The sequence below is a fragment of the Microbacterium sp. ZW T6_19 genome (assembly GCF_044987465.1).
GTDB lineage: Bacteria > Actinomycetota > Actinomycetes > Actinomycetales > Microbacteriaceae > Microbacterium > Microbacterium natoriense_A.
Genome location: NZ_JBJDRH010000004.1, coordinates 165652 through 192274, shown reverse-complemented (window position 1 = coordinate 192274; position 26623 = coordinate 165652). Strand labels below are relative to the sequence as shown.

At 67.6% G+C, this 26623-nt stretch carries 25 protein-coding genes; 14 read left to right on the top strand and 11 right to left on the bottom strand.

Annotated features, from left to right (window positions below; all coding sequences use genetic code 11):
- Positions 1–27: 27 nt before the first annotated feature.
- Entirely contained in the window at positions 28–864 is an 837-nt protein-coding gene (locus tag ACI3KT_RS07955) for an aldo/keto reductase (protein ID WP_404903492.1), read from the bottom strand.
- A complete protein-coding gene (locus ACI3KT_RS07950) occupies positions 861–2015 on the bottom strand; it encodes a heparan-alpha-glucosaminide N-acetyltransferase domain-containing protein (RefSeq protein ID WP_404903490.1) in 1155 nt (384 codons plus the stop codon). Before ACI3KT_RS07950 ends, ACI3KT_RS07955 begins: the two co-directional genes overlap by 4 nt.
- 43 nt (positions 2016–2058) lie before the next feature.
- On the opposite strand from ACI3KT_RS07950, the gene hrpA reads away from it, so the two are divergent.
- The 8 genes from hrpA (at position 2059) to ACI3KT_RS07910 (ending at position 12790) form a co-directional block, all read left to right on the top strand.
- Entirely contained in the window at positions 2059–6039 is a 3981-nt protein-coding gene (gene hrpA / locus ACI3KT_RS07945; RefSeq protein ID WP_404903488.1) for an ATP-dependent RNA helicase HrpA, read from the top strand.
- Positions 6040–6128: 89 nt separating this feature from the next.
- Positions 6129–7073 carry a zinc-binding alcohol dehydrogenase family protein gene (locus tag ACI3KT_RS07940; protein WP_404903487.1) on the top strand — a complete coding sequence of 315 codons (945 nt, stop codon included), beginning with the start codon at positions 6129–6131 and terminating at the stop codon, positions 7071–7073.
- On the top strand, positions 7070–7870 hold the full coding sequence (locus tag ACI3KT_RS07935) for an alpha/beta fold hydrolase (protein WP_292907875.1): 801 nt from the start codon (positions 7070–7072) through the stop codon (positions 7868–7870). Before ACI3KT_RS07940 ends, ACI3KT_RS07935 begins: the two co-directional genes overlap by 4 nt.
- 74 nt (positions 7871–7944) lie before the next feature.
- Positions 7945–9237, top strand: a complete 1293-nt coding sequence (locus ACI3KT_RS07930) for an O-acetylhomoserine aminocarboxypropyltransferase/cysteine synthase family protein (RefSeq protein WP_292907877.1) — start codon at positions 7945–7947, stop codon at positions 9235–9237.
- A 17-nt stretch (positions 9238–9254) separates the two neighbouring features.
- The gene (locus tag ACI3KT_RS07925) at positions 9255–10253 is read left to right on the top strand and encodes a Gfo/Idh/MocA family protein (RefSeq protein WP_404903485.1); all 999 of its coding nucleotides are present in this window, start codon (positions 9255–9257) and stop codon (positions 10251–10253) included.
- Positions 10246–11214, top strand: coding sequence for an NYN domain-containing protein (locus tag ACI3KT_RS07920; protein ID WP_292907881.1), 969 nt, complete (start codon positions 10246–10248; stop codon positions 11212–11214). The genes ACI3KT_RS07925 and ACI3KT_RS07920 overlap by 8 nt, the downstream gene beginning before the upstream one ends.
- A 2-nt stretch (positions 11215–11216) precedes the next feature.
- Positions 11217–11837 (top strand): DUF4166 domain-containing protein, encoded by a 621-nt coding sequence (locus tag ACI3KT_RS07915; protein WP_404903483.1) that lies wholly within the window; start codon positions 11217–11219, stop codon positions 11835–11837.
- Entirely contained in the window at positions 11834–12790 is a 957-nt protein-coding gene (locus ACI3KT_RS07910; protein ID WP_404903481.1) for an epimerase, read from the top strand. The genes ACI3KT_RS07915 and ACI3KT_RS07910 overlap by 4 nt, the downstream gene beginning before the upstream one ends.
- Here ACI3KT_RS07910 and ACI3KT_RS07905 read toward each other — a convergent pair.
- Both ACI3KT_RS07905 and ACI3KT_RS07900 read right to left on the bottom strand, forming a co-directional pair.
- A complete protein-coding gene (locus tag ACI3KT_RS07905) occupies positions 12787–13158 on the bottom strand; it encodes a PLDc N-terminal domain-containing protein (RefSeq protein ID WP_307298243.1) in 372 nt (123 codons plus the stop codon). The two genes, ACI3KT_RS07910 and ACI3KT_RS07905, sit on opposite strands and share 4 nt — an antisense overlap.
- A 28-nt stretch (positions 13159–13186) precedes the next feature.
- A complete protein-coding gene (locus tag ACI3KT_RS07900) occupies positions 13187–14116 on the bottom strand; it encodes an aldo/keto reductase family oxidoreductase (protein ID WP_404903479.1) in 930 nt (309 codons plus the stop codon).
- A gap of 20 nt (positions 14117–14136) precedes the next feature.
- On the opposite strand from ACI3KT_RS07900, the gene ACI3KT_RS07895 reads away from it, so the two are divergent.
- Complete coding sequence (locus ACI3KT_RS07895; protein ID WP_307298246.1) at positions 14137–14739, top strand: GNAT family N-acetyltransferase; 603 nt, start codon at positions 14137–14139, stop codon at positions 14737–14739.
- Positions 14740–14742: 3 nt separating this feature from the next.
- Here the strand turns inward: ACI3KT_RS07895 and ACI3KT_RS07890 are convergent, their stop codons facing one another.
- Both ACI3KT_RS07890 and ACI3KT_RS07885 read right to left on the bottom strand, forming a co-directional pair.
- Positions 14743–14949 carry a hypothetical protein gene (locus tag ACI3KT_RS07890; protein WP_307298248.1) on the bottom strand — a complete coding sequence of 69 codons (207 nt, stop codon included), beginning with the start codon at positions 14947–14949 and terminating at the stop codon, positions 14743–14745.
- A 27-nt stretch (positions 14950–14976) separates the two neighbouring features.
- Positions 14977–15927 carry a hypothetical protein gene (locus ACI3KT_RS07885; protein WP_404903477.1) on the bottom strand — a complete coding sequence of 317 codons (951 nt, stop codon included), beginning with the start codon at positions 15925–15927 and terminating at the stop codon, positions 14977–14979.
- A 146-nt stretch (positions 15928–16073) separates the two neighbouring features.
- Here ACI3KT_RS07885 and pgi point away from each other — a divergent pair, with 146 nt between their 5' ends.
- Positions 16074–17756: a glucose-6-phosphate isomerase gene (gene pgi / locus ACI3KT_RS07880; protein ID WP_404903475.1), complete on the top strand. Its 1683-nt coding sequence runs from the start codon at positions 16074–16076 to the stop codon at positions 17754–17756.
- 7 nt (positions 17757–17763) lie between these two features.
- On the opposite strand, the gene ACI3KT_RS07875 is transcribed toward pgi, so the two are convergent.
- A complete protein-coding gene (locus ACI3KT_RS07875; RefSeq protein WP_404903473.1) occupies positions 17764–18702 on the bottom strand; it encodes an acyltransferase family protein in 939 nt (312 codons plus the stop codon).
- A gap of 223 nt (positions 18703–18925) precedes the next feature.
- Here ACI3KT_RS07875 and ACI3KT_RS07870 point away from each other — a divergent pair, with 223 nt between their 5' ends.
- The gene (locus ACI3KT_RS07870) at positions 18926–19135 is read left to right on the top strand and encodes a DUF6458 family protein (RefSeq protein WP_307298253.1); all 210 of its coding nucleotides are present in this window, start codon (positions 18926–18928) and stop codon (positions 19133–19135) included.
- A 64-nt stretch (positions 19136–19199) separates the two neighbouring features.
- On the opposite strand, the gene nrdF is transcribed toward ACI3KT_RS07870, so the two are convergent.
- The 4 genes from nrdF to nrdH are packed head-to-tail and all read right to left on the bottom strand — an operon-like array spanning position 19200 to position 23096.
- A complete protein-coding gene (gene nrdF / locus ACI3KT_RS07865) occupies positions 19200–20180 on the bottom strand; it encodes a class 1b ribonucleoside-diphosphate reductase subunit beta (protein WP_307298255.1) in 981 nt (326 codons plus the stop codon).
- Between the two features lie 48 nt (positions 20181–20228).
- The gene (gene nrdE / locus ACI3KT_RS07860) at positions 20229–22328 is read right to left on the bottom strand and encodes a class 1b ribonucleoside-diphosphate reductase subunit alpha (protein ID WP_404903698.1); all 2100 of its coding nucleotides are present in this window, start codon (positions 22326–22328) and stop codon (positions 20229–20231) included.
- A gap of 41 nt (positions 22329–22369) precedes the next feature.
- Positions 22370–22804, bottom strand: coding sequence for a class Ib ribonucleoside-diphosphate reductase assembly flavoprotein NrdI (gene nrdI, locus ACI3KT_RS07855; RefSeq protein WP_307298257.1), 435 nt, complete (start codon positions 22802–22804; stop codon positions 22370–22372).
- A 58-nt stretch (positions 22805–22862) separates the two neighbouring features.
- Positions 22863–23096, bottom strand: a complete 234-nt coding sequence (gene nrdH, locus ACI3KT_RS07850; RefSeq protein WP_292906321.1) for a glutaredoxin-like protein NrdH — start codon at positions 23094–23096, stop codon at positions 22863–22865.
- Between the two features lie 390 nt (positions 23097–23486).
- On the opposite strand from nrdH, the gene ACI3KT_RS07845 reads away from it, so the two are divergent.
- From ACI3KT_RS07845 to ACI3KT_RS07835, 3 genes are read left to right on the top strand one after another with little or no spacing between them, the layout of a single operon-like run.
- Complete coding sequence (locus tag ACI3KT_RS07845) at positions 23487–24695, top strand: MFS transporter (protein WP_404903471.1); 1209 nt, start codon at positions 23487–23489, stop codon at positions 24693–24695.
- A gap of 9 nt (positions 24696–24704) precedes the next feature.
- The gene (locus tag ACI3KT_RS07840; protein ID WP_404903469.1) at positions 24705–25463 is read left to right on the top strand and encodes an alpha/beta fold hydrolase; all 759 of its coding nucleotides are present in this window, start codon (positions 24705–24707) and stop codon (positions 25461–25463) included.
- Positions 25460–26620, top strand: a complete 1161-nt coding sequence (locus ACI3KT_RS07835) for an acyl-CoA dehydrogenase family protein (protein WP_404903468.1) — start codon at positions 25460–25462, stop codon at positions 26618–26620. The genes ACI3KT_RS07840 and ACI3KT_RS07835 overlap by 4 nt, the downstream gene beginning before the upstream one ends.
- Positions 26621–26623: the final 3 nt, after the last annotated feature.

Genomic DNA, 26623 nt, shown 5'->3' with positions numbered 1-26623 from the left:
CGGGGCGTCATCGGAGGAATCATTACGTCAGTTCACGTCGTCCGGGTGCGAACCGACGCGGCCGGTTCCGTCGAGAGGATCGAGGGCGTCGATCGCCGCGATCTCCGCGTCGGTCAGCTCGAAACCGAACACGTCGAGGTTCTCGCGCAGGCGCTCGGGACGCACCGACTTGGGGAAGACGATGTTCCCCTTCTGCAGATGCCAGCGAAGCACCGCCTGGGCAGGCGTGACCTCGTGAGCTGCTGCGGCATCAGCCACCGCGGGGGTGCCGAACAGGTCGTACTTGCCCTGCCCGAGCGGACCCCAGGACTCGATGCGGACCCCGTGATCGGATGCCCAGTCCACGACATCGCGCTGCTGGTACGCCGGGTGCAGCTCGATCTGATCGACCGCGGGAGTGACACCCGTCTCGGCGACGATGCGCTCGAGATGCGGGACGAGGAAGTTCGAGACGCCGATGCTGCGGGTGAGGCCCGCATCGCGGATCTCGATGAGCTTCGAGAACGCGTGCACGTAGTCGTCCTTCGCCGGGGTCGGCCAGTGCACGAGGTAGAGGTCGACCTGCTCGAGGCCGAGCTTCTCGAGGCTCTCGGCGATCGCAGCGTTCGACTCGTCGCCGTGGTGCCGATCGTTCCACAGCTTCGTGGTGATGAACAGCTCGTCGCGAGGGATGCCGGATGCCGCGATCGCCGCACCCACACCCTCCTCGTTGCCGTAGATGGCAGCGGTGTCGATGTGGCGGTAGCCGATCTCGAGAGCCTGGCTCACGGCCTGCTCGGTCTCGTCGGCCGGCACCTTGAAGACGCCGTAGCCGAGCTGTGGGATGGAATGGCCGTCGTTCAGTTCGAGTGCAGGAATCGTCATGAGTCCAGCCTATGACCGGTCGTCCGGGGTGGGCTCGCCATAGCGCGGGCCGCTGCGCCGACCAGCCTCTCCAGAGGGCCGCGGCCCACGAACACCGACCACGCGGTCGCGATGACGATGAGTGCGAGCGCCGTCAGCGCCCAGAAGGCGTTGCTCTGGACGAAGCCGCCGGGGCCGCTGATGAGCGCGGCGGAGACGACGTGCAGACTGTATGCCGACAGAGGCATGGAGCCCAGGGCGCCGAGCGGAAGCAGCATCCAGCGCAGAGGTCGGGCGAGCAGCAGGCACAGCGAGATCACCACGAGCGCGAAGCCCCCGGAGCCGAGGATCTCGGCGACGCCGCCTGTATGCGGGTCGACCGCGAAGACCGAGGCGAGCACGGCCCCGAGCGGATCGGCATCTGCCAGCGCCTGCGGATACGCACCCCAGCCGCCCTCTCCCGACCCGCCGGCGCCCTGGGGCGTGCCGATCCCGGCGACCATCCCCACCGCTCCCAGGCCGTATCCGATGACCGTGAGTCCGACGCCCGCACCGAGTGCGATCGCCGCGGTCTCGGCCTGTTCGACGCGCAGGCGCCCGAGTGCCATGCCACCCAGCACGAACGCCATCCACACGGTGATGGGATACGAGCCGTAGAGCACGAAACCGATCCCGGCTCCGTAAGGGTGCAGCGTCAGCGCCGTCACGAGCGCGAGCAGCGGCGGTCCTGCGACCGCCAGCACGGCCGCCGCGAGAAGCAGAGACGACGGACGCCAGCGGAGGAACGGGATCACCGCGACGTAGAGCAGACCGTACAGCGTGAGGATCACCGCGATCGGCGTGCCGAACATCTCCAGGACGAGTCCGATCACGAAGATCACGGCTCCGCGTCCGACGAGGTTCAGCCGCAGGCTCGGGATTCGCGCAGGGTCCGGCAGGTCGCTGCGTCCGGTCATCAGCGCGATCGAGACGCCTGCGAGCACCGCGAACAGGATCGACGAGCGCCCGTGCACGAGCGACGACCACGTCGACGGGTCGAACGGGTCGAACGACCCCGTCTCCCCGATGTGAGCTCCCGCCATGCCGAGGATCGCGAGGCCACGGGCGACATCCAGCCCCAGGATCCGCGGGGGACGTCCGAACTCGCGGAACCAGTGCAGCGCTCTCGTCATCCGACGATCGTATGTGCTCGATCCCGGCATACGATGGAGGGCTATGTCTTCTCCCGTGATCACCTATCCCCCTGAGCTGCCCGTCAGCGCAGCCAGGGAAGAGATCGCCGACGCGATCCGCGACAACCAGGTCGTGATCGTCGCCGGCGCGACCGGCTCGGGCAAGACGACGCAGCTGCCGAAGATCTGCCTCGACCTCGGACGCGAGCGGATCGCGCACACCCAGCCCCGCCGGCTCGCCGCCCGCACGATCGCCGAGCGCGTGGCCGAGGAGCTGCAGGTCGATCTGGGCGGTCTCGTCGGCTACAAGGTGCGCTTCACCGACCAGGTCTCCGACGAGACCCGTGTGGCGCTGATGACCGACGGCATCCTGTTGAACGAGATCCACCGCGACAGACTGCTCCGCCGCTACGACACGATCATCATCGACGAGGCGCACGAGCGCTCGCTGAACGTCGACTTCCTGCTCGGCTACCTCGTTCGCATCCTGCCGGAGCGGCCGGACCTCAAGCTCATCATCACGTCGGCCACGATCGACCCGGAGAGCTTCGCGAAGCACTTCGCGGACTCGACGGGACGGCCCGCCCCCGTCATCGAAGTCTCCGGGCGCACGTACCCCGTCGAGATCAGATACCGCCCGCTGGTCGATGACGAGTCGACAGCATCCCTGAGCCCGTCGCGGGGCGGCGATCAGGAACCGGGCGACGAGGTGACCGCGATCGTGAAGGCCCTGCAGGAGCTCGATCGCGAAGCGGCTGGTGACGTACTGGTCTTCCTCCCTGGTGAGGCCGAGATCCGCGACGCAGCGGACGCCGTGCGTGGCGCGTATCGTTCGCACACCGCGCCCGTCGAGGTGCTGCCGCTGTACGGCCGGCTCTCCGCCGCCGAACAGCACAGGGTGTTCGAGCGCTCTGCGGTCGCCGGCCTCCGCCGTCGGGTCGTCCTCGCCACGAACGTCGCCGAGACGAGCCTCACGGTGCCGGGCATCAAGTACGTGATCGACACCGGCACCGCCCGCATCTCGCGCTACAGCAACCGCTCCAAAGTGCAGCGCCTGCCGATCGAGCCCGTGTCGCAGGCCTCGGCGAATCAGCGTTCCGGTCGAGCGGGTCGAACCAGCGACGGAATCGCGATCCGTCTGTACGGCGAAGACGATTTCGCAGGGCGCCCCGAGTTCACCGAGCCCGAGATCCTGCGTACCTCGCTCGCCTCGGTCGTGCTGCAGATGCTGTCGCTCGGCTTCGGTGACATCACGGAGTTCCCGTTCCTCACTCCCCCCGACTCGCGCGGCGTGAAGGCCGCCCTCGACCTGCTCGGCGAGCTCGGCGCGGTGACGAGCGACGCTTCGGCGGTATCAGGCACGCCGTCGCATCGGCTCACCCGCATCGGGCGCGACATCGCGCGAATGCCGATGGACCCGCGATTCGCACGGATGATCGTCGAGGCGTCTCGCTCGTCGACAGGCTCAGCGGCCCCTGTTCTCAGAGACGTGCTGCCCATCGTCGCCGGACTCTCGATCCAGGACGTCCGCGAGCGCCCCTCCGCCGAGGCCCCGCAGGGCGTGCGCGACGAGGCCGACCGGATGCACGCCCGTTTCGTCGATCCGACGAGCGACTTCCTCACGCTGCTCAACCTGTGGAACCACCTGCGCGAACAGCAGAAGGAGCTCGGCTCCAGCGCCTTCCGGCGCATGTGCCGCAGCGAGCACCTGAACTACGTCCGCGTGCGGGAGTGGTTCGACGTGCACCGCCAGCTGCAGAGCCTCGTGAAGAATCCCAGAACGACCGGTGCGGTGGATCCTGACGCGATCCACAGGGCGCTCCTGTCGGGACTGCTGTCGCAGATCGGCATCCTCGACGAGCGCAGCGCGCCCGCCAGAGGGCAGAGCAAGACGCCGCCCAAGGACGCGAAGCGCAGGATCGCCGAGTACCGGGGAGCCCGCGGCATCCGCTTCTCGATCTTCCCCGGTTCAGGACTCCGCAAGAAGAGCCCGCAGGCGGTGATGGCAGCCGAGATCGTCGAGACCTCGCGCACTTTCGCGCGGACGGTCGCCGCGATCGACCCTGCATGGGCGGAGTCTCTCGCGGGCGACCTCGCCAAGCGGCAGGTCACCGAGCCGCACTGGTCGAAGGACGCAGGAGCCGCGGTCGCCTATGAGAAGGTGACCCTGTTCGGAGTGGAGATCATCCCCCGCCGCCGCGTGCAGTTCGCGCGCATCGATCGGGCGGCTTCCCGCGAGCTGTTCCTGCGGCACGCACTGGTCGAAGGCGAATGGGATCCGTCCCGCATCGACAAGAGGGTCAGCGCGTTCTGGCGCAGCAACGCCGAGCTGCGCAAGAGACTCGAGAAGCTCGAGGAGCGCGAGCGCCGTCGCGACATCCTCGCCGGCGACGAAGCGGTCTTCCGCTTCTACGATGAGCGCATCCCGGCCGAGGTGTTCGACGTCCGCTCCTTCGAGAAATGGTGGCGCGAGGCGCTGACGGCCACGCCGAAGCTGCTCGTGATGCGCGAGAGCGACCTCGTCGACGATGACGAGCGCGCCGATCAGAGCGAATTCCCCACCAGGTGGACGCAGGGCGACCAGGTGCTCGGACTCGCCTACCGCTTCGAGCCGGGTGCGGCGGATGACGGAGTCAGCGTCGTCGTGCCGTTGGCCCTGCTCGCCCAGATCGAGGACCGAGGATTCGATTGGCAGGTGCCGGGGCTCCGGGCCGAGCTCATCACAGGCCTCCTCCGCGCCCTGCCGAAGGCGATCCGGCGCCATGTCGTGCCGGCGGCCGACTGGGCCGAGAAGTTCGGCGAGGCGCTTGCCGGCGAGGGCCCGGAGTCGCACGGCGGCACACCACCGCGCACGCTCAAGGAGGCGCTGGCGAAGCTCATCCAGCCGCTCGCGAATCAGCTCGTCGCCGCGAGCGCTTTCGACGACGAACGGGTGCCCGCCCACCTGCGCATGAACTTCCGCGCCGTCGACGAGCGCGGGCGCGTGGCCGGCGCCGGTCGAGACCTCGGCGAGCTCCAGGCACGGCTCTCCGACCGGGCTCGGTCGAGCGTGGCGCGATCTCTCAGCACCGATCGGCCCTCGCGCGAGCGGGATGAGACGAGGCGCCCCAGTCCCGCAGCGGTGGCGTCCACCGCGTCCATCGAACGCTCCGGCCTCACCGCCTGGACGTTCGATGATCTCCCCGAGGTGCTCGACACCCGGGTCGCCGGCGGCGTGGTGCGCGGCTATCCGGCGATCGTCGACGACGTCAAGAGCGTCTCGGTGCGCGTCGAGGCGACGGCGGATGCTGCGGCGGCGGCGAGCCGTGACGGCGTTCTGCGGCTCGTGCTGCTGAACGTGCCGTCGCCCACCTCGTATGTGCAGGAGCACTTGACCAGCCAGGAGAAGCTCGCGCTCGCGGCTTCTCCCTATCAGAATGCGGCCGCGCTTCTCGAGGACTGCCGTCGGGCAGTCGTCCAGCGGTCTCTCGCCCTTCGACAGGCTCAGGGACCCAGCTCCATTATCCGGACCCAGGCCGCTTTCGAGCAGGCGCGGGATGCCGTCTCGGCCACGCTGGTCGACGAGCTCTTCGCCTGCGTCTCCCTGGTCGCCCGCATCCTCACGAAATCGCGCGAGGTCGAGCGCGGCATCAAGTCGCAGAACTCGCTCGCCCTGCTCGGGCCGCTGAACGACATCCGCACGCAGCTCGCAGGGCTTCTGCACCCGGGGTTCATCTCGGCAGCCGGTGTCGACCGACTGGCGCACTTCCCCCGCTACCTCGACGGCATGATCGATCGTCTGAAGACACTCGCGAACGAGCCGGGCAAGGACCGCACGCGCATGAGCGAGTTCGAGCGGATGGCGAGGGCATACGAAGAGGCCGGAGGCACGATCCCGCTCGTCGCCGGCGCATCTCCGGCGATCGTCGAGACGCGATGGCTGCTCGAAGAGTACCGGGTGAGCGTGTTCGCCCAGCGTCTGGGCACGGCGCAGCCGGTGTCACCTCAGCGGATCACGAAGGCCCTCGCCCCCGCCGGTCGTTGAGCGCGAACCGGTAGTTCAGCACGAACCCGGTCGTTGAGCGAGCGAAGCGAGACGAAACGCAGAGACGAAACGCGATTAGCCTTGTCATCATGGCCCGCGCGATCGTGTACACCGAAATCGGCTCTCCCGACGTCCTGCACCTGACCGAGATCCCCGATCCCCTCGCCGCTCCCGGCGAGGTCGTGGTGCGCATCGAGGCGGCCGGAGTCAATCCGATCGACGCGAAGATCCGCGCCGGAAAACGCCCATCCCCGCCGATCGTCGAGCCGCGGCGCATCGGGTTCGACGGCGCCGGTGTGATCGAGGCGCTCGGTGAAGGCGTGGACTCGTACAGCGTCGGTGATCGGGTCGCGATCCGCGACACGGTGGGCACCTATGCGTCTCACCTCGCCGTACCGGCCACGAACCTCGCGGCTCTTCCCGACTCCGTGACGGCGTCCGAGGGCGCCGGCATCGGCATCCCCGCCGGCACGGCGTACCAGTGCCTGAAGTCGCTGGGCGTCAAGGCCGGCGACGTCCTGCTCGTGCATGCGGGCTCCGGCTCGGTCGGCCAGGCCGCCGTGCAGTTCGCCGTCGCCTGGGGTGCCACGGTCATCGCCACCGCGAGCCCCGCCCGGCACGAGCAGCTCCGCGAACTCGGCGCGATCCCCATCGCCTACGGCGAGGGGCTGCTCGAGCGGGTGCGCGAAGCCGCCCCCGGCGGCGTCACCGTTGCCCTCGACGGCGCGGGTACCGACGAGGCGATCGAGACGTCGCTCGCCCTGGTCGCTGATCGCGAGCGCATCGCCACGATCGTCCGAGGTCCGGATGCGGCATCCTTCGGCATCCGAGCCTTCTCCGGCGGCTCGCCGGTGCCCCTCAGCGAGCAGGAGCTCGCCTGGCGTGCGGAGGCGCTCCCAGCGACCATCGCCCTCATCGCCTCGGGGGATTTCACGATCGAGCTGGGGCCCGAGCTGCCGCTCGCCGAGGCCGGGCGCGCGCACGAGCTCGTGGAGTCGCACGCCGCCGACGGGAAGATCATCCTCGTCCCGTGACCCGCCACAGCATCCCCTCCGGACGAGCCCGGCTGGTGGTCGACGCGACCGGTGACGGCGACGCACTGCTGATGATCCACGCCGGCGTCACCGACCGGAGTTCCTGGGAGCCGCTGATCGCCCGCATCGGCGACGGCATGCGCGCTATCCGATACGACGCTCGCGGCTATGGAGAGACCGCATACGAGACCGAGGACGGATGGTCGCCGGTCACGGACGCTGCTGCGGTGCTGGACGGTCTCGGCATCGACAGGGCCATCGTCATCGGATGCTCGATGGGCGGCCGCACCGCCATCGACCTGGCACTCGCGCACCCGGATCGGGTGGCGGCTCTGGTGCTGATCGCACCGGCAGTCGGTGGAGCACCGGCACCGGTGCTCGATCCGATCGTGGCCGAGCTCGACCGGCAGATGGACGAAGCGGATGCCGCGGGCGATCTCGAAGAGGTGAACCGTCTGGAGTCGATCGTCTGGCTCGACGGACCTGATCGCCCTGGGCGCGCAGCGCCTCGCGCCAGAGAGCTCTTCCTGGCGATGAACGGGATAGCCCTCCACGCCCCCGACCCCGGCGAACAGCTGGTGCCGGATGACGCCTGGAAGCGCCTGGACGAGATCGCCGTGCCGACGCTCGTGCTCGTCGGCGACCTCGACCTCGCGCACGTCCGCCGCAACTCCCAGCAGGTGGCGGCGGCCGTTCCCGGCGCCGAGCTCGTGGAGTTGGGGGATGTCGCGCACCTCCCGCATCTCGAGGCGCACGCCGCCGCCCTCGACACCGTCGCGGAGTTCCTCGGCCGGTAGCGGCGCCTATTCCCCCGGGCGCAACAGTTCGACATACGCCGAGCCGGACCGGCCGGGGTCACGACAATGGTCTGATGAGCGAGTTCGCGACCCAGCAGATCCAGGCCGGCTACGTCCCCGGGACGCCGCAGAACAGCGCCGTCCCGCCGATCTACCAGACCGCCGCGTTCCAGTTCGCCTCGCTCGCCGACGCCGCCGATCTGTTCGCTCTGCGCAAGAGCGGCAATCTGTACAGCCGCAACGCCAGCCCGACCCAGCAGGTGCTCGAGGAGCGTGTCGCCGCGCTCGAGGGGGGTGTCTCCGCCGTCGCCGTGGCCTCCGGCCAGGCCGCCGTCGCGGTCTCCCTGCTCGCGATCGTCGGTGTCCGCGGACACATCGTCGCGGCGAACCAGCTCTACGGCGGCACGGTCGACCTGTTCCAGGACACCTTCGACGACTTCGGCATCGACGTCACCTTCGTCGACCAGGACGACGCAGACGCCTGGCGCGCCGCGATCCGTCCTGAGACGCGCGCCCTGTTCGCGGAATCGGTCGCGAACCCGGTCGCGCAGGTGCTCGACATCCGTCTGGTCGCCGACATCGCGCACGATGCCGGCGTCCCCCTCGTGATCGACAACACCGTCGGCACTCCCTATCTCGTCCGCCCGGGCGAGCACGGCGCCGACTTCGTCGTGCACTCGGCGACCAAGTTCCTCTCCGGCCACGGCACCTCCCTGGGCGGAGTCGTCGTCGATCAGGGCACCTTCGACTTCGGCGCGCAGCCTGAGCGCTGGCCCCAGTTCACCGCCGAGTACAAGAGGGTTCCCGGTCTCGTGCTGTGGGAACGTTTCGGCATCGGGCAAGCGTTCGCGGCGCTCGTGAAGTCCAAGTACGTGCACGACCTCGGCCCCTCGCTGTCGCCCTTCAACGCCTGGCAGATCCTTCAGGGGATCGAGACGCTCGACCTGCGGGTGGCGCGCCAGTCGTCGACCGCGTTCGCCGTCGCGCAGTTCCTGGCGCAGCATCCGTCGGTCTCCCATGTGAACCACCCCGGCCTCGCGGGCAACCGCTGGCACGACCTCGCGACCCGGTACCTCCCGAGCGGCGTCCCTTCGGTGTTCTCCTTCGATCTGGCGGGCGCGGAGGACGAGGGCACGCAGCAGCGCGTCGCGCGCGTCATCGACAGTCTGAAGGTCGTGCGCCTGGTCGCGAACATCGGCGACGCGCGCAGCCTCGTCGCCCACCCCGCTTCGATGACGCACTCGCACCTGAACGCCGAGCAGCGAGCCGCTGCCGGCATCTCCCTGAACACGATCCGGCTGTCGGCCGGTCTGGAAGATCCGCGCGACATCATCGCCGATCTCGATCAGGCACTCGCCGTCGGCTGAACAACTACGCTGAGACCATGACTGGTCTTCGTTGGGGAATCCTCGCGACCGGCGGCATCGCCGGCGCGTTCGCATCCGACCTCCGCACCGCGGGGCGTGATCTGGTCGCGGTCGGCTCGCGCTCACAGGAATCGGCGGATGCCTTCGCGGCGCGCTTCGAGATCCCCCGCGCTCATGCCTCCTACGAGGCGCTGGTCGCCGACCCGGACGTCGACATCGTCTACGTGTCGACGCCGCACCCGATGCATCACGAGAACGCGCGTCTAGCGCTCGAGGCCGGCAAGCACGTGCTCGTCGAGAAGGCGTTCACGCTGAACCGCTCAGAGGCCGAGAACCTGCAGCGGCTCGGCGCCGAGCGCGGTCTGCTGGTGATGGAGGCCATGTGGTCGCGCTACCTTCCGCACATGATCCGCATCCGCGAGATCATCGCTGCAGGAACCCTCGGTGAGATCCGCGCGGTGAGCGCCGACCACACCCAGCTCCTCCCCTCCGATCCGGAGCATCGTCTGAACGCGCTCGAACTCGGCGGCGGCGCCCTGCTCGATCTGGGCATCTACCCCATCTCTTTCGTGTGGGACATCCTCGGCGCCCCCACAACAGTGAAGGCGGTGGGCCGTCTGATCGAGACGGGAGCGGATGCCGAAGTGGCCACGGTCATGACGCATGGCACAGGCGCAGTGTCGACCACGCTCTCCTCGTCTCGAGGAGCGGGCCCGAACGCCGCGAGCATCGTGGGGACAGAGGCCCGGATCGACATAGATCGCGTGTGGTACTCCCCTACGACCTTCCGCGTGACCCTGCCGGACGGCACGGTCGTCGAGGAGTTCGCCTCCGACGAGGTGGCCGGGCGGGGCATGGAGTATCAGGCGCTGGCCGCCGAGCGCTACGTCGCCGACGGCTCGCTCGACTCCGACGTGCTGCCGGTCGCCGAGAGCATGGCGATCATGGGCACGCTCGACGAGATCCGAGCGCAGATCGGCGTGCGGTACCCGAGCGAGGAGGCCGACAATGGCTGAGACCACAGACGCCCGCGTCGCCGTCTACCTGGACTTCGACAACATCGTCATCTCCTGGTACGACCGCGTCCACGGCCGCAATTCCTACGGCAAGGACCGTCAGCGCATCACGGAGCATCCGAACGATCCCGAGGTCGTCGAGCGCCTGAAGGGCGCGATGATCGAAGTCGGCGCCATCATCGACTACGCGGCCTCCTTCGGCACACTCGTGCTCACTCGCGCCTACGCCGACTGGTCCTCACCCGTGAACGCCGAGTACCGCTCGCAGCTCGTGGCCCGCGCCGTCGACCTGGTGCAGCTGTTCCCCGCTGCCGCGTACGCGAAGAACGGCGCCGACATCCGTCTGGCGGTCGATGCCGTCGAGGACATGTTCCGGCTGCCCGACCTGACCCACGTCGTGATCGTCGCCGGCGACAGCGATTACGTGCCGCTCGCACAGCGCTGCAAGCGACTCGGCCGCTACGTGATCGGTGTCGGCGTCGCCGGTTCCACGGCGAAGTCCCTGGCTGCGGCCTGCGACGAGTTCGAGTCGTACGACTCCCTGCCCGGCGTGGTGCGGCCCACGAAGGCTGCACCGCCGGTGGCGGTCGTCGAGCCGGCGATCGTCCCCGAGCCGGAGCCCGAACCCGCCGCCAAGACGAAGACCGCCCCGAAGAGCAGGTCGCGGACGAAGGCCGCAACGGCCGCAGCCTCCGCCGTGCCGCCTGCCCTCGATGAGCAGGGCGAAGCCACGGCACTTCTGCAGCGCGCTCTGCGCCTGGGCCACGACAAGACCGATGCCGACGAGTGGCTGCACAGCTCGGCCGTCAAGACGCACATGCGCCGAATGGACCCCTCGTTCAGCGAGAAGGCCCTCGGCTACCGTTCGTTCTCGGACTTCCTGAAATCGCGAGGCGACATCGCCGAGCTCGAGGAGACAGGACACGAGCGCCTGGTCAAGTTGCGCGAGTCCGCCGCCTGACCGTGAGGAACGTTCCACAGTCTCCGTATGCCAGGGCGCTGGGCGACCGGATCGATGAGCTGCACCCGCGTCTGCGCGCCTACTTCCAGCCGATCCCGGAGGGGAAGGTCGGCGTCGGCGAGGGCGTCTTCTCGTACGTGGGAACGACTCGGCGCTGGTTGTGGCCGTTCCTTCGCCTGCTCGAGCGGCGCGGTGTGGTCGCGGCCTGCGGTGAGCACGACGTGCCGTTCCGTGTGGTGAACCGCTCGGTGGCCTCTCGCGCGATCGGCACACGTGAGTTCCGCTTCGCCCGCGGCTCCTGGACGATGCACGACGCCGTCGCGGTGACCCGCCACGGCCGCGTCGTCGACGAGCTCGGAGAACCCGCGCTGGTCGCCGCATGCTTCGACGTCGATGTGCAGGGCGGCACGCTCGCCCTCACGAGCAGGGCCGTCGGCATCCGTCTCGGCCGGCTTCGACTGCGGGCTCCGCGCTTGCTCTCGCCGGTCGTCCGCCTCAGCGAGCGCTTCGACGACGAGATCGACCGGCAGCGCGTGGCGCTCACCGTCGACATTCCCTTGATCGGCCGGGTGTACGAGTATCGCGGCTCCTTCTCCTATCGCCTCGAGGAGGCATCGCCGTGAACACAGGACGCGTCGTGATCGGCGGCTCCAGCGGATTCATGGGGCAGTACCTGCTGCCCCGATTGCGCGAAGCAGGACGCGAGGTCGTGACGATCTCGCGATCGAACGCCGACATCGCCTGGGATGATCAGGACGCGATCGATCGAGCCGTCGACGGCTCCTCGCTCGTGATCGGTCTGGCCGGCAAGAGCGTGAACTGCCGATACACGGCGGAGAACCGCGCCGAGATCTTCCGCTCGCGTCTCGACACGACGAAGGCCTTGAGCGGGGCGATCGCGAGAGCCGAGAACCCGCCCGCGCTGTGGGTGAACTCCTCCACCGCGACGATCTACCGCCACGCCGAGGACCGTCCGATGACGGAGTCGACCGGCGAGATCGGCACCGGGTTCTCCGTCGAGGTCGCGAAGGCCTGGGAGAAGGCGCTGTTCGCCGACGACCTGCCCACGACCCGCCGCGTGGCACTGCGCAGCACGATCGTGCTCGGCCACGGCGGCGTCCTCGGTCCGCTGAAGAATCTCGCGCGACTCGGCCTCGGCGGAGCCCAGCACGACGGATGGTGGCCGGTGAGCAGGGCCCGGCGAGCGGCCGGCACCGCGCATCTGCCCGGCGCCAGACGCGGTCGACAGCGGTTCAGCTGGGTGCACGTCGACGACGTCGCGCGCATCATCGACTTTCTGGAGGAGCATCCGGAGCTCGACGGCCCCGTGAACGCGGCATCCCCGAACCCGGTCGACAACACGACCTTCATGGCCACGGTGCGCGCGGTGCTGGGGGCCCGCATCGGGCCGCCGATGCCCCGATGGATGCTCGAGATCGGGGCGATCGGCATCCGCACCGAGACCGAGCTGATCCTCAAGAGCCGATGGGTGCTGCCCGAGAAGCTCAGCGCAGCCGGCTTCGAATTCCGCTATCCGACGCTGGAAGCCGCAGTCAGGGAGTCATTCGACCGCTAGCTGTCGGTCGAGTCGCGTTTGCGCTTCTCGATCTCCTCGCGCAGCCGCCATTCCTCGATCTCGCGGTCGAGGTCGGCGATCTGCTGCTCGGTGGTGCGCGTGTCGACGGGGACGGCAGGCGCCGCAGGCGCCGCGGTGCGAGGCGGATGCTGCTCGCGTCGGGCCATGCGCGGGAGCCGGATCCCCGCCTCCGCGTACTCCCGGCCGATCGCGAACCACAGGAGGCCGCCGATGAGCGGCAACAGGATCACGATGATCAGCCACGCCATCTTGGGCAGGAAGCGCACCTGCGAATCGTCACGCGTGATGATGTCGATCAGGGCGCCGATCATCAAGGCGATGACGAGAAGGTAGAACACGAGCTGCATGGCTTCAGGCTAGACGACGGCTGCCGGTTCAGGGGAGGAGGTGTCCTGCGGCCCGGAACAGCTCGTACCACTCGGCTCTGGTCAGCTCGATGTCGGCGCCGGCTGCGGCATCCTGCACCCGTTCGGGCGTCGTGGTGCCGAGCACGACCTGCATCTTCGCCGGATGACGCGTGATCCACGCGGTCGCGATCGCGATCGGCGTGACGCCGTGAGATGCCGCGAGCCGGTCGATGACGGTGTTGAGTTCGGCGTACTCGGGGTTGCCGAGGAACACGCCGGTGAAGAATCCGCCTTGGAAGGGCGACCATGCCTGCACCGTGATGCCCTTGATGCGGCAGTACTCGACGATGCCGCCGCCGTCGCGCACCACGCTCTGATCCTCGCTCGCCATGTTCGCGGCGACCGGCTGGGCGATGATCGGCGCGTGCGTGATCGACAGCTGCAGCTGGTTGGCGACGATCGGCTGCCGCACCGCGGTCTGCAGCAGGTCGATCTGCCGCGGCGTGTGGTTCGAGACGCCGAAGGCGCGGACCTTGCCCGACGTCTCCAACTCGTCGAAGGCCCGAGCGACCTCCTCCGGTTCGACGAGTGCGTCAGGTCGGTGCAGCAGCAGCACGTCGATGTAGTCGGTGCGCAGCGCTTTCAGCGAGCCGTCGACCTGAGTCATGATGTGCTCGTACGAGAAGTCGAACGTGCCCTGGGCGGGCACGATGCCGCATTTGGTCTGCAGCACGATCTCCTCGCGCTCGTCGCCGCTCAGCGCCAGGGCCTCGGCGAACCGCTCCTCGCAATAGTGCATGCGCCCGCCGTAGATGTCCGCGTGGTCGAAGAAGTCGATCCCCGCTCCGCGAGCCGCGTCATACAGTGCGCGGATCTCGGCATCCGTCTTGCTGTCGATGCGCATCATTCCGGAGATGACGGCCGGGGCGGTGGCGGTGCCGAACGGTACTGTCTTCATACCGCCACGATAATGGCATCATGGCATTCCTCGTCTCCCCCGCTCCCGTCACGCTCACCGGCTCCCTCGTCGAACTGCGCCCGCTCGACCCCTCGCATGCCGACGGACTGATCGACGCCGTGACCGAGGGAGACCTCTGGAAGAACGCCTGGTACACCTCGGTGCCGTCGCCTGACGGCGTGGTCGCGGAGATCGATCGCCGGATCTCTCTCATCGAGACCGGCGAGATGGTGCCGTTCACGGCCTTCGACGCGACCGGACGAGTGCTGGGGATGACGTCGTTCTACGACCTGGAGGCTGACGTTCCGCGGCTGCACATCGGGTACACCTGGAATCGCCCCTCCGCTCACGGCACCGGCACGAACGCGGAGTCGAAGCTGCTGCTCATGCAGCACGCCTTCGAGACGCTCGGCGTGTTCCGCGTGGGTCTCACGACGCAGTGGGTGAACTTCCAGTCGCGCGCCGCGATCGAGCGCCTGGGGGCCAAGCAGGACGGCGTGATGCGGGCCATGAGCCGCTACCGCAACGGCGCACTGCGCGACAGCGTCGAGTTCTCGATCATCGAGCCGGAGTGGCCCGCCGTGAAGGCGAACCTCGAAGCGCGCCTCGCGAAGAGGCGCTGAGCGTCACTCGGTGGGGTTGCCCGACCAGTTGTCGCTGCGGCGGGTGGCGTCGTTCTTGCCGGCGCGCATCAGGAACGCGATCGACAGCGACACGATGAGCAGACCCGCCACGAACACGAGCCCCTGGAAGTCGGCGATCGACTGCGCGAAGCCCATGAGCCAGATTCCTCCGAGGAAGAGGATCAGGAAGAAGATGAGGCTGAGGATCACGGGGGCTCCTGTCGTTGCGGGCAGCTATCAGGATACCGTGCGGCTGAAGGTCACGACATCGCCGCGGCGCGAGCGCGTGACGACGAGACCGACCCGCTCCAGTCGGGTGAAGACCCGGCGGGGCAACGGCGGGAGCTCTGCGGTGCGTCCGGGCGCAGGCTTCGCGAGGCCGATGAACAGCGAGAGGTCGACGCCTCTCCCCCGCAGTTCGACGCGTGCGTAGTCGCTGCCCCCTCGCCAGCGCAGGTGCTCGAGATCCGAGAAGCGGATGACGGATGCCGACTCCCCCACCGTGAGGCGGACCTCGTCGTTCCCGAAAGCGATCATGCACTCCTCGGTGCGTCGGCGCAGCACGGTGCTGAGCGCGGCGTAGGCGGGGAGGCCGAGCACGATGCCGATGAGGACGATCGACAGCCGCGCACCGAGGTGCGAGACGGCATCGTCGAACGCGATCAGCAGCGCGATCCCGAAGCCCGAGACGGCGAGCACGACACCGACGATCGCGACCGTCACCTGACGCATACGGAGCCGGATCGCCCTGACGCTCACGAACGAGCCGTCACCGCCCTCGTCGCGTTCCCACTGCGAGGTCGTCCGGGTGGGTGCGTTCCTGCGTTCGCGGCGGGTGAGAGCATCCGTCACCCTGCTGAGCAGCCCCAGCCAGATCCAGGCCACCGCCGTGATCCCGGCCATCTGCACCACGATCAGGGCCGCACCGACGTGCTCGGGAAGCGCGGCGAGGAGCGGACCCCCGAACTCGATCATCGCGAACCCCTCGGCGGAGATCACGACGGCACCGGCGATGTGCAGGAAGAGCCCGTTCCGGCGCATCCGGAACGTGAGGTTCACGAAGGCGAAGCCGAGACACCAGCCGCCGACGAGCATCAGCAGCAAAGGGACGATGCCGAGGTCATTCGTGACGAGCATGGCGACGAACGCCGCGGCGAGCAGCACCAGCCCGCAGATCGTGGCCTTCACGCTGTCGCTTCCATCACGGCAATCCTAGAGCCGCGATTCCTCGCCCTTCACGCACGCAGACGCCCTCTCAGCGACAGCGGCCTTTGTGTGAGGTCTATGTCGTCATCCATGGCTGAGGCTCCCACCGTGCGCGGTAGCGTGGAGCCATGAACGCTCCCGTCGATCCGACCCGCACTGCCGCCTGGTCCGAGCTCACCACCCTGCGCGACTCGTTCTCCCCCGACCTGCGCGGCTGGTTCGCCGCCGATCCCGACCGCGCAGAGCGCCTCTCGCTTCCCCTGGCCGACCTGCATGTGGACCTGTCGAAGAACCTGGTGACCGACGACGTCCTCGCCGCTCTCCTGCGCCTCGCCGAGGAGACCGGCGTCGCCGAGCGCTACCAGGCGATGCTCTCGGGTGCCCACCTCAACACGACCGAGGATCGCGCGGTGCTGCACACGGCACTTCGACGTCCGGCCGGCAGCTCCCCCGCCCTCATCGTCGACGGCCAGGACGTGGACGCCGATGTGCAGGGCGTCCTCGACTCGCTCGCCGCTTTCGCCGATCGGGTGCGCACCGGCAAGTGGCGCGGCGTCACCGGCAAGAAGGTCACGCACGTCGTCAACATCGGCATCGGCGGCTCCGATCTCGGACCGGTCATGGTCTACGAAGCGCTCAAGCCGTACGCGGATGCCGGCATCCAGGCCCGGTTCGTCTCGAACATCGACCCGACAGACCTCGCGCAGAAGACCGCTGATCTCGACCCCGAGACCACGCTGTTCATCGTGGCGTCGAAGACGTTCACGACTCTCGAGACGCTCACCAACGCGCGCCTCGCGCGCGACTGGCTGTGGGCCGGGTTGACCGCGGCCGGCGCGATCGACGACACCGACGACGCCCGCACCGACGCCGTCTCGCACCACTTCGTCGCCGTCTCGACCGCTCTCGACAAGGTCGCCGCCTTCGGCATCGACCCCGTCAACGCCTTCGGGTTCTGGGACTGGGTGGGCGGCCGCTACTCGGTCGACTCCGCGATCGGCCTGTCGCTCGCGATCGCGCTCGGCCCTGCCGTGTTCCGCGACCTTCTCGCCGGCTTCCACGCCGTCGACGAGCACGTGCACACCACGCCGCTCGAGAAGAACGTCCCCGTGCTGATGGGGCTCCTGAACGTCTGGTACGTGAACTTCTTCGGCGCCCAGTCGCACGCAGTGCTCCCCTACGCCCAGCAGCTCAGCCGCTTCCCCGCGTACCTGCAGCAGCTGACCATGGAGTCGAACGGCAAGTCCGTACGCTGGGATGGCTCGCCCGTCACGACCGACACCGGAGAGGTGTTCTGGGGTGAACCGGGCACCAACGGTCAGCACGCGTTCTACCAGCTCATCCACCAGGGCACACGCCTCATCCCCGCCGACTTCATCGCATTCGTGAACCCGGCGTACCCGCTGACCGATGGCGGGCAGGATGTGCACGCGCTGTTCCTGGCGAACTTCCTCGCGCAGACCAAGGCACTCGCTTTCGGCAAGACGGCCCACGAGGTGGAGTCCGAGGGCACCACCGGCGCCCTCGTCGCCGCCCGCACGTTCGCGGGCAACCGTCCGACGACCTCGATCTTCGCCCCGGCTCTCACCCCGCAGGTGCTCGGTCAGCTGATCGCTCTATACGAGCACATCACGTTCACGCAGGGCACGATCTGGGGCATCAACTCCTTCGACCAGTGGGGCGTCGAGCTCGGCAAGCAGCTCGCCATGCAGATCGCCCCGGCGATCGAGGGCGACGCGGATGCCGTCGCCGCCCAGGACCCGTCGACGAAGGCTCTGCTGGCGTACTACGCGGCGAACCGCAAGCAGTAGCCGGTAGTCACGCGACGCGCTCCTGCCCCGTGATCCACGGGGACAGGGGCGTGCGCAGCGCCGCGAGACCGAGCACGAGGGGCACGACGAGCCCGATCCCGAACTGCGCCCAGGGCGAGACGTCGAGCCAGAGCACGAGCGGATGCAACAGCACCACCGTGAGCAGCGGCAGCGCCAGGAGCGTGCACGCTCTCGAGAATCGGCCGGGCCACACGATCCCCTCGGCGAGGAGGATCAGACCGATCGAGATGGCGCTCGACGCGAGGGTCGAGACCACCGGCGTGCCGTTGTCACCGAGCTTGATGTCCAGAGGTGCTGCCCAGCCGACGGAGACGAGAACCACGCCCACCGCGAGCGAGATCGCGCCAGCGATAAGGGGACGGGAGATCCGGTCGCGCGCGCGGCGCAGCGCGTCTCCGATCAGCAGGTAGATGAGGCAGGTCGCGACGTAGCCGATGCCGAGCGGCGTGCGCGAGAGCGGTTCCGGCCAGGTCCATGCGATGACGGCGCAGACGAGGCCGATCGCCCACTGCAGCGCATAGGGCAGCCGCTCAAGCAGGCGGAACAGCACCGCCGTGAAGAACAGCGCCGAGACGAACCACAACGTGACGAACGGCATCTGCGCGTGGCGTCCGCCCTCCGCGGCGCCGACGATCGTCGTGATCGCGTCGCCCGGTCGCACCACGACGAGCGCCACCGAGAGCACGGCGAACGCGGCGACGTACGGTCGACCGAGGCTCAGCGCTCGTCGTGAGACCTCGGCGCTCAGCATCCGTCCCGGCTTCCAGAGATATCCGGTCAGGATGAAGAACACCGCGACATGCCAGGTGTACAGCCAGTCCTGAGTGACTTCTTTCGTGAAGGCGTGCCCGGCGACGATCGCCCCCACCGCGATGAGGCGGACGAGGTCGACGGCTCCGGAACGAGCGGGGAGCTGAGCAGGCATCGCCCCAGTATCCGCCCCCGCCCCTATGAGAGCAGTGGGCTTGACCGGCGAGCTCGCGACCTCATCCGCAGGGCCACCGGTCATTGCGTTCCCTCTCGCGCGGATGCTGAAGGAACAGCCGTATTCCGCGTGATCTGGCGCCTGTCAAGGCCCTGTCCGCGCCGCGACAACTCGGGCATCGTCGTGATGCGGCACAGCGCCGCCCTTCCGAAAGGAGTACCCGATGACCATCGGAACCGGAATCGTGCTGTTCGTGATCGGCGCCATCCTCACGTTCGCACTCGACATCCAGCTCGAGGGCGTGAACCTCGACATGATCGGCTACATCCTGATGGCAGCAGGCGCCGTCGCCTTCCTCATCGGTCTCATCCTCCTGCTCGTCCGCCGCGATCGCCCGCGCGGGACGACGGTGGTCGAGGACGACGTCCTCTGACCATCGCAGAAAGACGGAGGGGCGGATGCTGTCAGCATCCGCCCCTCCGTCTTTGTCAGCTTGTTCAGAAGTCCCAGTCGTCGTCTTCCGTCGCCTCGGCCTTGCCGATCACGTACGACGAGCCCGACCCCGAGAAGAAGTCGTGGTTTTCGTCGGCGTTCGGTGAGAGCGCCGACAGGATCGCCGGGTTCACGTTGGTCACGGTCGACGGGAACATCGCCTCGTAGCCGAGGTTCATCAGAGCCTTGTTGGCGTTGTAGTGCAGGAACTTCTTGACGTCCTCGGTCAGGCCGACGCCGTCGTAGAGGTCCTGCGTGTACTGCACCTCGTTGTCGTAGAGCTCGAACATCAGGTTGAAGGTGTAGTCCTTCAGTTCCTGACGACGCTCTTCGGTCTCGTTCTCGAGACCCTTCTGGAACTTGTAGCCGATGTAGTACCCGTGCACGGCCTCATCGCGGATGATGAGGCGGATGAGGTCGGCCGTGTTCGTCAGCTTCGCCTTGGACGACCAGTAGATCGGCAGGTAGAAGCCCGAGTAGAAAAGGAACGACTCGAGCAGGGTCGAGGCGACCTTGCGCTTGAGCGGGTCGTCTCCCTGGTAGTAGTCCATGATGATCTGAGCCTTCTTCTGAAGGTTCGGATTCTCGGTCGACCAGCGGAACGCCTCGTCGATCTCCTTGGTCGACGCGAGCGTCGAGAAGATGGACGAGTAGCTCTTCGCGTGCACCGACTCCATGAAGGCGATGTTGGTGTACACCGCCTCCTCGTGCGGGGTGATCGCGTCCGGGATCAGCGAGACGGCGCCCACGGTTCCCTGGATCGTGTCGAGCAGCGTGAGTCCGGTGAAGACGCGCATCGTGAGCAACTGCTCCTCGGGCGTCAACGTGTTCCACGACTGGACGTCGTTCGACAGCGGCACCTTCTCGGGCAGCCAGAAGTTGTTCACCAGACGGTTCCAGACCTCGAGGTCCTTGTCGTCCTGGATGCGGTTCCAGTTGATCGCCTGAACGCTGTCGACCAGCTTGAGCGGGGGGTGAGGAGTCATGATGATTCGTCGTTTCTTTGAAACTGGGTCACTGAGCCTGTCGAAGTGTCAGAGCATGCAGGAGACGCACTCGGCCATGTCGGTGCCCTCCAGTGCCATCTGACGCAGACGGATGTAGTAGATCGTCTTGATGCCCTTGCGCCATGCGTAGATCTGCGCCCGGTTGATGTCGCGCGTGGTGGCGGTGTCCTTGAAGAACAGCGTCAGCGACAGGCCCTGGTCGACGTGCTGCGTGGCGGCCGCGTAGGTGTCGATGACCTTCTCGTAGCCGATCTCGTATGCGTCCTGGTAGTACTCCAGGTTGTCGTTCGTCATGAACGCGGCCGGGTAGTAGACGCGGCCGAGCTTGCCTTCCTTGCGGATCTCGATCTTCGACGCGATCGGGTGGATCGAGCTCGTCGAGTTGTTGATGTACGAGATCGAGCCGGTCGGCGGGACGGCCTGCAGGTTCTGGTTGTAGATGCCGTGCTTCTGGACGGACTCCTTCAGCTCGGCCCAGTCGGCCTGCGTCGGGATGAACTGTCCGGCGAACATCTCCTTGACCTTGTCGGTCGCGGGGACCCACTTCTGGTCGATGTACTTGTCGAAGAAGGCGCCCGACGCGTACGTGGAGTCCTCGAAGCCGTCGAAGGCGACACCGCGCTCGATCGCGAGCTTGTTCGATGCACGCAGCGCGTGGAAGAGCACCGTGTAGAAGTAGATGTTCGTGAAGTCGATGCCCTCTTCGGAGCCGTAGTACACGTGCTCACGAGCGAGGTAGCCGTGCAGGTTCATCTGGCCGAGGCCGATCGCGTGGGAGCGGTCGTTGCCGTCCTCGATCGAGCGGACCGAGGCGATGTGGCTCTGGTTGCTCACCGCGGTCAGTCCGCGGATCGCGGTCTCGACGGTCGCGCCCAGGTCGCCGCCATCCATCGCCAGAGCGATGTTCATCGAGCCGAGGTTGCAGGAGATGTCCTTGCCGATCTGGTCGTACGAGAGGTCTTCGTTGTACGTGGTCGGCGTGTTGACCTGCAGGATCTCGCTGCAGAGGTTGGACATGTTGATGCGGCCCTTGATCGGGTTCGCCTTGTTCACCGTGTCCTCGAACATGATGTACGGGTAACCCGACTCGAACTGGATCTCGGCGATGGTCTGGAAGAACTCGCGCGCATTGATCTTGGTCTTCTTGATGCGCGGGTCGTCGACCATCTCGCGGTACTTCTCGGTGACCGAGACGTCGCCGAACGGCACGCCGTAGACCTTCTCGACGTCGTACGGCGAGAACAGGTACATGTCCTCGTCGTTCTTCGCGAGCTCGAACGTGATGTCCGGCACGACGACGCCCAGCGAGAGGGTCTTGATGCGGATCTTCTCGTCGGCGTTCTCGCGCTTGGTGTCGAGGAAGCGCATGATGTCGGGGTGGTGCGCGTTGAGGTACACCGCACCGGCGCCCTGACGTGCGCCCAGCTGATTGGCGTAGCTGAAGCTGTCTTCGAGGAGCTTCATCACCGGGATGATGCCGCTGGACTGGTTCTCGATCTGCTTGATCGGAGCGCCCGACTCGCGGATGTTCGACAGCAGAAGCGCCACGCCGCCGCCGCGCTTGGAGAGCTGCAGGGCGGAGTTGATGCCGCGGGCGATCGACTCCATGTTGTCTTCGATGCGCAGCAGGAAGCAGCTGACCAGCTCACCGCGCTGGGCCTTGCCCGCGTTGAGGAAGGTCGGGGTGGCCGGCTGGAAGCGCCCGGAGATGATCTCCTCGACGAGGTTGACCGCGACCTGCTCGTCACCGTCGGCCAGGGCCAGAGCGGTCATCACGACGCGGTCCTCGAAGCGCTCGAGGTAGCGCTTGCCGTCGAAGGTCTTCAGCGTGTAGCTGGTGTAGTACTTGAACGCGCCGAGGAAGGTCTCGAACCGGAACTTCTTCGAGTACGCGAGGTCGTTGAGCTTCTGGATGAACTCGAAGGGGTACTTCTCGAGGACGGCGCCCTCGTAGTACTCCTTCTCGACGAGATAGTCCAGACGCTCCTTGAGCGAGTGGAAGAACACCGTGTTCTGGTTCACGTGCTGCAGGAAGTACTCCCGCGCGGCCCGCTTGTCGGCGTCGAACTGGATCTTGCCGTTCGCGTCGTACAGGTTGAGCATCGCGTTGAGGGCGTGATAATCCATGCCCTCGTATGCGGGGTTCGCCTTGAACGCCACCGTCTCGGTCACTGAAGCTGCCACCGTCTTTCCAATCCGTCGGTCACGCGATCGACATCGTCTTGTGTGCCGAAGATCTCGAGCCGATACAAGTGAGGCACGTGGCACTTGCGGCTGATGATGTCACCGGCGAGACAGAACGACTCGCCGAAGTTGGTGTTGCCCGCGGAGATGACCCCGCGGAGGTTGCGCCGGTTGTTCTCGTCGTTGAGGAACCGGATCACCTGCTTGGGCACGGCGCCTCGTTCGACGCCACGACCTTCACCCCCGCCGTAGGTAGGGGTGACGAGCACGAAGGGCTCGTCGATGACGAGGGGCCCTTCCTGAGAGCGGAGCGGGATGCGATGGGCCGGAAGCCCGAGTTTCTCGACGAAGCGCGCGGTGTTGCCCGACACGCTCGAGAAGTAGACCAGGAGCGGCGCTGCGGTCGCGACGGCGCTCATAGCTCTCTCCTTGGGTTCCTGAGCCTGTCGAAGGGCTTGGGTTGGTGAGCGTGTCGAACTACGCCAGACGGGACGCCAGTTCGGCGATCTTGTCGGGACGGAAGCCCGACCAGTGGTCCTCGTCGGTGACGACGACCGGTGCCTGCATGTAACCGAGCGCCTTGACCTGCTCGAGGGCCGTCGGGTCCTCCGACAGGTCGTGGATCTCGTACTCGATGCCCTGGGCATCCAGCGCGCGATAGGTGGCGTTGCACTGAACGCAGGAAGGCTTCGTGTAGACCGTGATCGACATCGTGATTTCCCCTCAAATCTCTGGCTCGATCCCTTGATCGAGCGACTTTCTCCGGCAGACCCCCGCCGGGACTTCAATACTACATATAGGTGCGGACATTGGAAGCGACCACAAGGGGTAGTAGTTACATCCGTGTAGTTTTCCACCGTTCTCCACTGATACAACACAGGTTCTCCACCGTTTCTTCCACAGGTCGACGGGGGTCGAACAGACCGTCGAAACGCGGAATCACGCGGCTCGAAACCACCCCCGTGAGAACCATCCACAGGCGGCACGTTACGCCGGGCATCCGACATCGGATTTTCTGTGGAAAGAACACCTCGGCGTGTCGCGGCGTGTCGCCCGCGCCCCGTCTCGACCCGCGTCCCCGACCCCCGGTAGCGTGGTGTGGTGGCGGGATACAGAGAGCTTCTTCGCACGCCCGGTGTGGGGCGCATGATCGCCGCACAGCTGACCGCGCGGTTCCCCAACGGGATGAGCTCGCTCGCCATCCTGCTGCACGTCGAGCAGCAGACCGGATCGTATGCGGCAGCGGGTCTCGTGCTCGCCGCGACCAGCGTGGGGCAGGCTGTAGCCGGCCCGCTCACGAGCCGCTGGATGGGCGTCTGGGGCATGCGTCGCGTGCTGACGCTCACCCTCAGCGTCTGCATGGTCGCCGTGCTCGGCCTCGCCCTGCTGCCCCTCACGGTGCCCGGCTACATGATCCTGGGCTGCGTCGCGGGTCTGTCGACCCCGCCGATCCAGGCCGCAGTGCGCACCATCTACCCCAAGCTCGTGACCTCCTCGCAGCTCACCCCTCTCTTCTCACTCGACGCCTCGCTGCAGGAGATCATCTGGATCCTCGCGCCCGTGCTGATCACGCTCGTCTCCACGCAGATCGGTACGGTGGAGGGCCTCCTGCTGGTCGCCATCATCCTCGCCGCGGGCGGGGCGTGGTTCATCCTCTCCCCCGAGGTGGGCAGGGTGCGCATCCCGCGCAGCCGCAACGCTCTCGGCAAGGTCGTCCTCAAGCCTCCGGTGATGCTCGCGACGGTGATCGGATTCCTCCTCATCGGCGCCTGCGCGGCCGTCGAGGTCGGCGTCGTCGCCTCGTTCGAGCACGGCAGCCTCGCAGCCGGCCTCGTGCTCGCGGTCTTCTCCGTTGGCAGCCTGGCGGGCGGCCTCGCTTTCGGGCACATCCCGATCGGGCCGTGGGCGATGGCACGGCGGCTGACGATCGTGACGATCGGACTCGCCCTGACCATGGTGATGCTGAACGCGTACTGGCTGGGCGGCACGCTCGTGCTCGCGGGCATCGGGATCGCCCCTGCACTCGCCGTGCTCTTCGCGATCACCTCGGCGAGCGTGAAGTTCAGCGAGACCGCCGAGGCGTTCGGCTGGGCGGGCACCGGGCAGCTCATCGGCGCCGCGGCCGGATCGGCTGTGGCCGGATTCCTCGTCGAGGTCGGAGACTGGCGGGGAGCCTACCTCGCAGCGACCCTGTTCGCGGCCGTCGGCCTGATCGTCTCGATCGTGTTCGTGCGCGCATTCCCCGATCTCCGAGGTCGCGACGCCAGCCCCGCGCCCGACACCGAGCCGCTCGCGGTGACCCCGTCATAGGCTGGGCACATGCCTGCGCCGCTGACGCTCCCCCGCCTCTCCTGGGGCGACCCCGCATCCGCCCGACGAGCGCTCCTCGTGCACGGCCTCGGCTCCTCCGCCGCACTGATGTGGCGTCTCGGAGACGCGCTCGCGAACGCCGGATGGCATGCGACGGCCGTCGATCTGCGCGGTCACGGCGACGCCCCGCGCGCGCTCGACTACACGGTCGCGGCCTACGGAGCTGATCTCGCGGCAACCCTGCCCGAGAGCGACGGCCGCTGGGACGCCGTGATCGGACACTCGCTGGGAGGGGCGTCCAGCACGGTCGCCGCGGTATCCGTCCCCGACTGGACCAGGAGGCTCGTGCTCATCGATCCCGCGATCGTGCTCGAAGGGCGCGATGCGAAGGCGATCCGCAAGAGCCAGCAGCGGGCCTTCGACGACAACCGCGTCGAGGTCGTGCGCGAAGAGCACCCGCACTGGCATCCGCAGGACATCGAGCTCAAAGTGGATGCCGTGCATCGAGCGAGCCGCTGGGCTGTCGAGCAGACGAGCGCGCAGAATCAGCAGTGGGACGTACGGGCCGAGGCCGCGCGGCTCACCGTCCCCACTCATGTGATCGGGGCCGATCCTGCGATCTTCAGCCTGTTCACGGGAGAGTCTGCGGCCGAGGTGCTCGACACGAACCCGCGCCTCACGATGAGTGTGGTCGAGGGAGCGGGTCATTCCGTGCATCGGGACCGGCCTGATGAGTTCATCCGTCACCTGCTGGAGGCCCTGTCATGAGCGATTTCGATCCCACCTCGTTCCTGCCCGACGATCTGCTCGAGCGCATCCGCGATCGCGCCCCGATCCACGACCGCGAGAACACCTTCCCCCAGCAGGATCTGGATGAGCTCCGCGACGCCGGGTATCTGTCGATCCTGGTTCCGACGGAGCGCGGCGGGGCAGGGCTCGGGCTCGAGGAGGCTGCGATCCTGCAGCAGCGCCTCGCCACGGCCGCGCCGGCGACCGCGCTGGCGATCAACATGCACCTCGTCTGGACCGGAGTCGCCAAGGTCTTCTCCGACCGCGGTGTTTCGGGCCTCGAGTTCGTGCAGGACGGCGCAGTAGCAGGCGAGGTGTTCGCCTTCGGCATCAGCGAGGGCGGAAACGACCTGGTGCTGTTCGGCAGCGACACCGCGGCCGTGCCGACCGGCGACGGCGGCTACGCGTTCACCGGCACCAAGATCTTCACCTCGCTCGCCCCCGTCTGGACGAAACTCGGCCTGCACGGACTCGACACGACCAGCCCCGACGCCCCGAAGCTCGTCTTCGCCTTCGTGGAGCGGACGGATGCCGTCGAGACCGGCGACGACTGGGACACTCTCGGCATGCGGGCGACGCAGTCTCGCACGACGCGGCTCGACGGCGCCGTGGCGGATGCCGCACATATCGTTCGTCGCATCGATCCGGGGCCCAACCCCGATCCGATCGTGTTCGGCATCTTCAGCGTGTTCGAGATCCTGCTCGCCTCGGTCTACACCGGCATCGCCCGTCGCGCGCTCGACCTCGCAGTCCTCACGGTGCAGAAGCGCACCTCGAAGAAGACCGGACTCCCGTACAGCCAGGATCCCGACATCCGCTGGCGGATCGCCGACATGGCGCTCGCCTACGACGCGTTGCCCGCCCAGATCACCGCGCTCGCACGCGACGTCGACGAGATGTCAGACAACGGCGCGCGCTGGTTCACCCTGCTCTCGGGCGTCAAGCACCGCGCCATCACGATGGCGAAGCACGTCGTGGACCAGGCGATGCTCTCCGCCGGGGGCGGATCGTATTTCTCGGCGAACGAGCTGTCGCGTCTGTACCGCGACGTGCTCGCCGGCGCCTTCCACCCGTCCGACCCGGAGTCGGCGCATGCGACGGCGGCGAGCGCCTGGCTCGGTCCACTCAATTCCTGACGT

What these genes read in the sequence shown, in the direction of transcription:
- ACI3KT_RS07955 (WP_404903492.1), bottom strand. Translation starts at nt 864, where the DNA reads ATGACGATTCCTGCACTCGAACTGAACGACGGCCATTCCATCCCACAG.
- ACI3KT_RS07950 (WP_404903490.1), bottom strand. Translation starts at nt 2,015, where the DNA reads ATGACGAGAGCGCTGCACTGGTTCCGCGAGTTCGGACGTCCCCCGCGG.
- hrpA (WP_404903488.1), top strand. Translation starts at nt 2,059, where the DNA reads ATGTCTTCTCCCGTGATCACCTATCCCCCTGAGCTGCCCGTCAGCGCA.
- ACI3KT_RS07940 (WP_404903487.1), top strand. Translation starts at nt 6,129, where the DNA reads ATGGCCCGCGCGATCGTGTACACCGAAATCGGCTCTCCCGACGTCCTG.
- ACI3KT_RS07930 (WP_292907877.1), top strand. Translation starts at nt 7,945, where the DNA reads ATGAGCGAGTTCGCGACCCAGCAGATCCAGGCCGGCTACGTCCCCGGG.
- ACI3KT_RS07925 (WP_404903485.1), top strand. Translation starts at nt 9,255, where the DNA reads ATGACTGGTCTTCGTTGGGGAATCCTCGCGACCGGCGGCATCGCCGGC.
- ACI3KT_RS07920 (WP_292907881.1), top strand. Translation starts at nt 10,246, where the DNA reads ATGGCTGAGACCACAGACGCCCGCGTCGCCGTCTACCTGGACTTCGAC.
- ACI3KT_RS07905 (WP_307298243.1), bottom strand. Translation starts at nt 13,158, where the DNA reads ATGCAGCTCGTGTTCTACCTTCTCGTCATCGCCTTGATGATCGGCGCC.
- ACI3KT_RS07900 (WP_404903479.1), bottom strand. Translation starts at nt 14,116, where the DNA reads ATGAAGACAGTACCGTTCGGCACCGCCACCGCCCCGGCCGTCATCTCC.
- ACI3KT_RS07895 (WP_307298246.1), top strand. Translation starts at nt 14,137, where the DNA reads ATGGCATTCCTCGTCTCCCCCGCTCCCGTCACGCTCACCGGCTCCCTC.
- pgi (WP_404903475.1), top strand. Translation starts at nt 16,074, where the DNA reads ATGAACGCTCCCGTCGATCCGACCCGCACTGCCGCCTGGTCCGAGCTC.
- ACI3KT_RS07875 (WP_404903473.1), bottom strand. Translation starts at nt 18,702, where the DNA reads ATGCCTGCTCAGCTCCCCGCTCGTTCCGGAGCCGTCGACCTCGTCCGC.
- ACI3KT_RS07870 (WP_307298253.1), top strand. Translation starts at nt 18,926, where the DNA reads ATGACCATCGGAACCGGAATCGTGCTGTTCGTGATCGGCGCCATCCTC.
- nrdF (WP_307298255.1), bottom strand. Translation starts at nt 20,180, where the DNA reads ATGACTCCTCACCCCCCGCTCAAGCTGGTCGACAGCGTTCAGGCGATC.
- nrdE (WP_404903698.1), bottom strand. Translation starts at nt 22,328, where the DNA reads ATGGATTATCACGCCCTCAACGCGATGCTCAACCTGTACGACGCGAAC.
- nrdI (WP_307298257.1), bottom strand. Translation starts at nt 22,804, where the DNA reads ATGAGCGCCGTCGCGACCGCAGCGCCGCTCCTGGTCTACTTCTCGAGC.
- nrdH (WP_292906321.1), bottom strand. Translation starts at nt 23,096, where the DNA reads ATGTCGATCACGGTCTACACGAAGCCTTCCTGCGTTCAGTGCAACGCC.
- ACI3KT_RS07840 (WP_404903469.1), top strand. Translation starts at nt 24,705, where the DNA reads ATGCCTGCGCCGCTGACGCTCCCCCGCCTCTCCTGGGGCGACCCCGCA.
- ACI3KT_RS07835 (WP_404903468.1), top strand. Translation starts at nt 25,460, where the DNA reads ATGAGCGATTTCGATCCCACCTCGTTCCTGCCCGACGATCTGCTCGAG.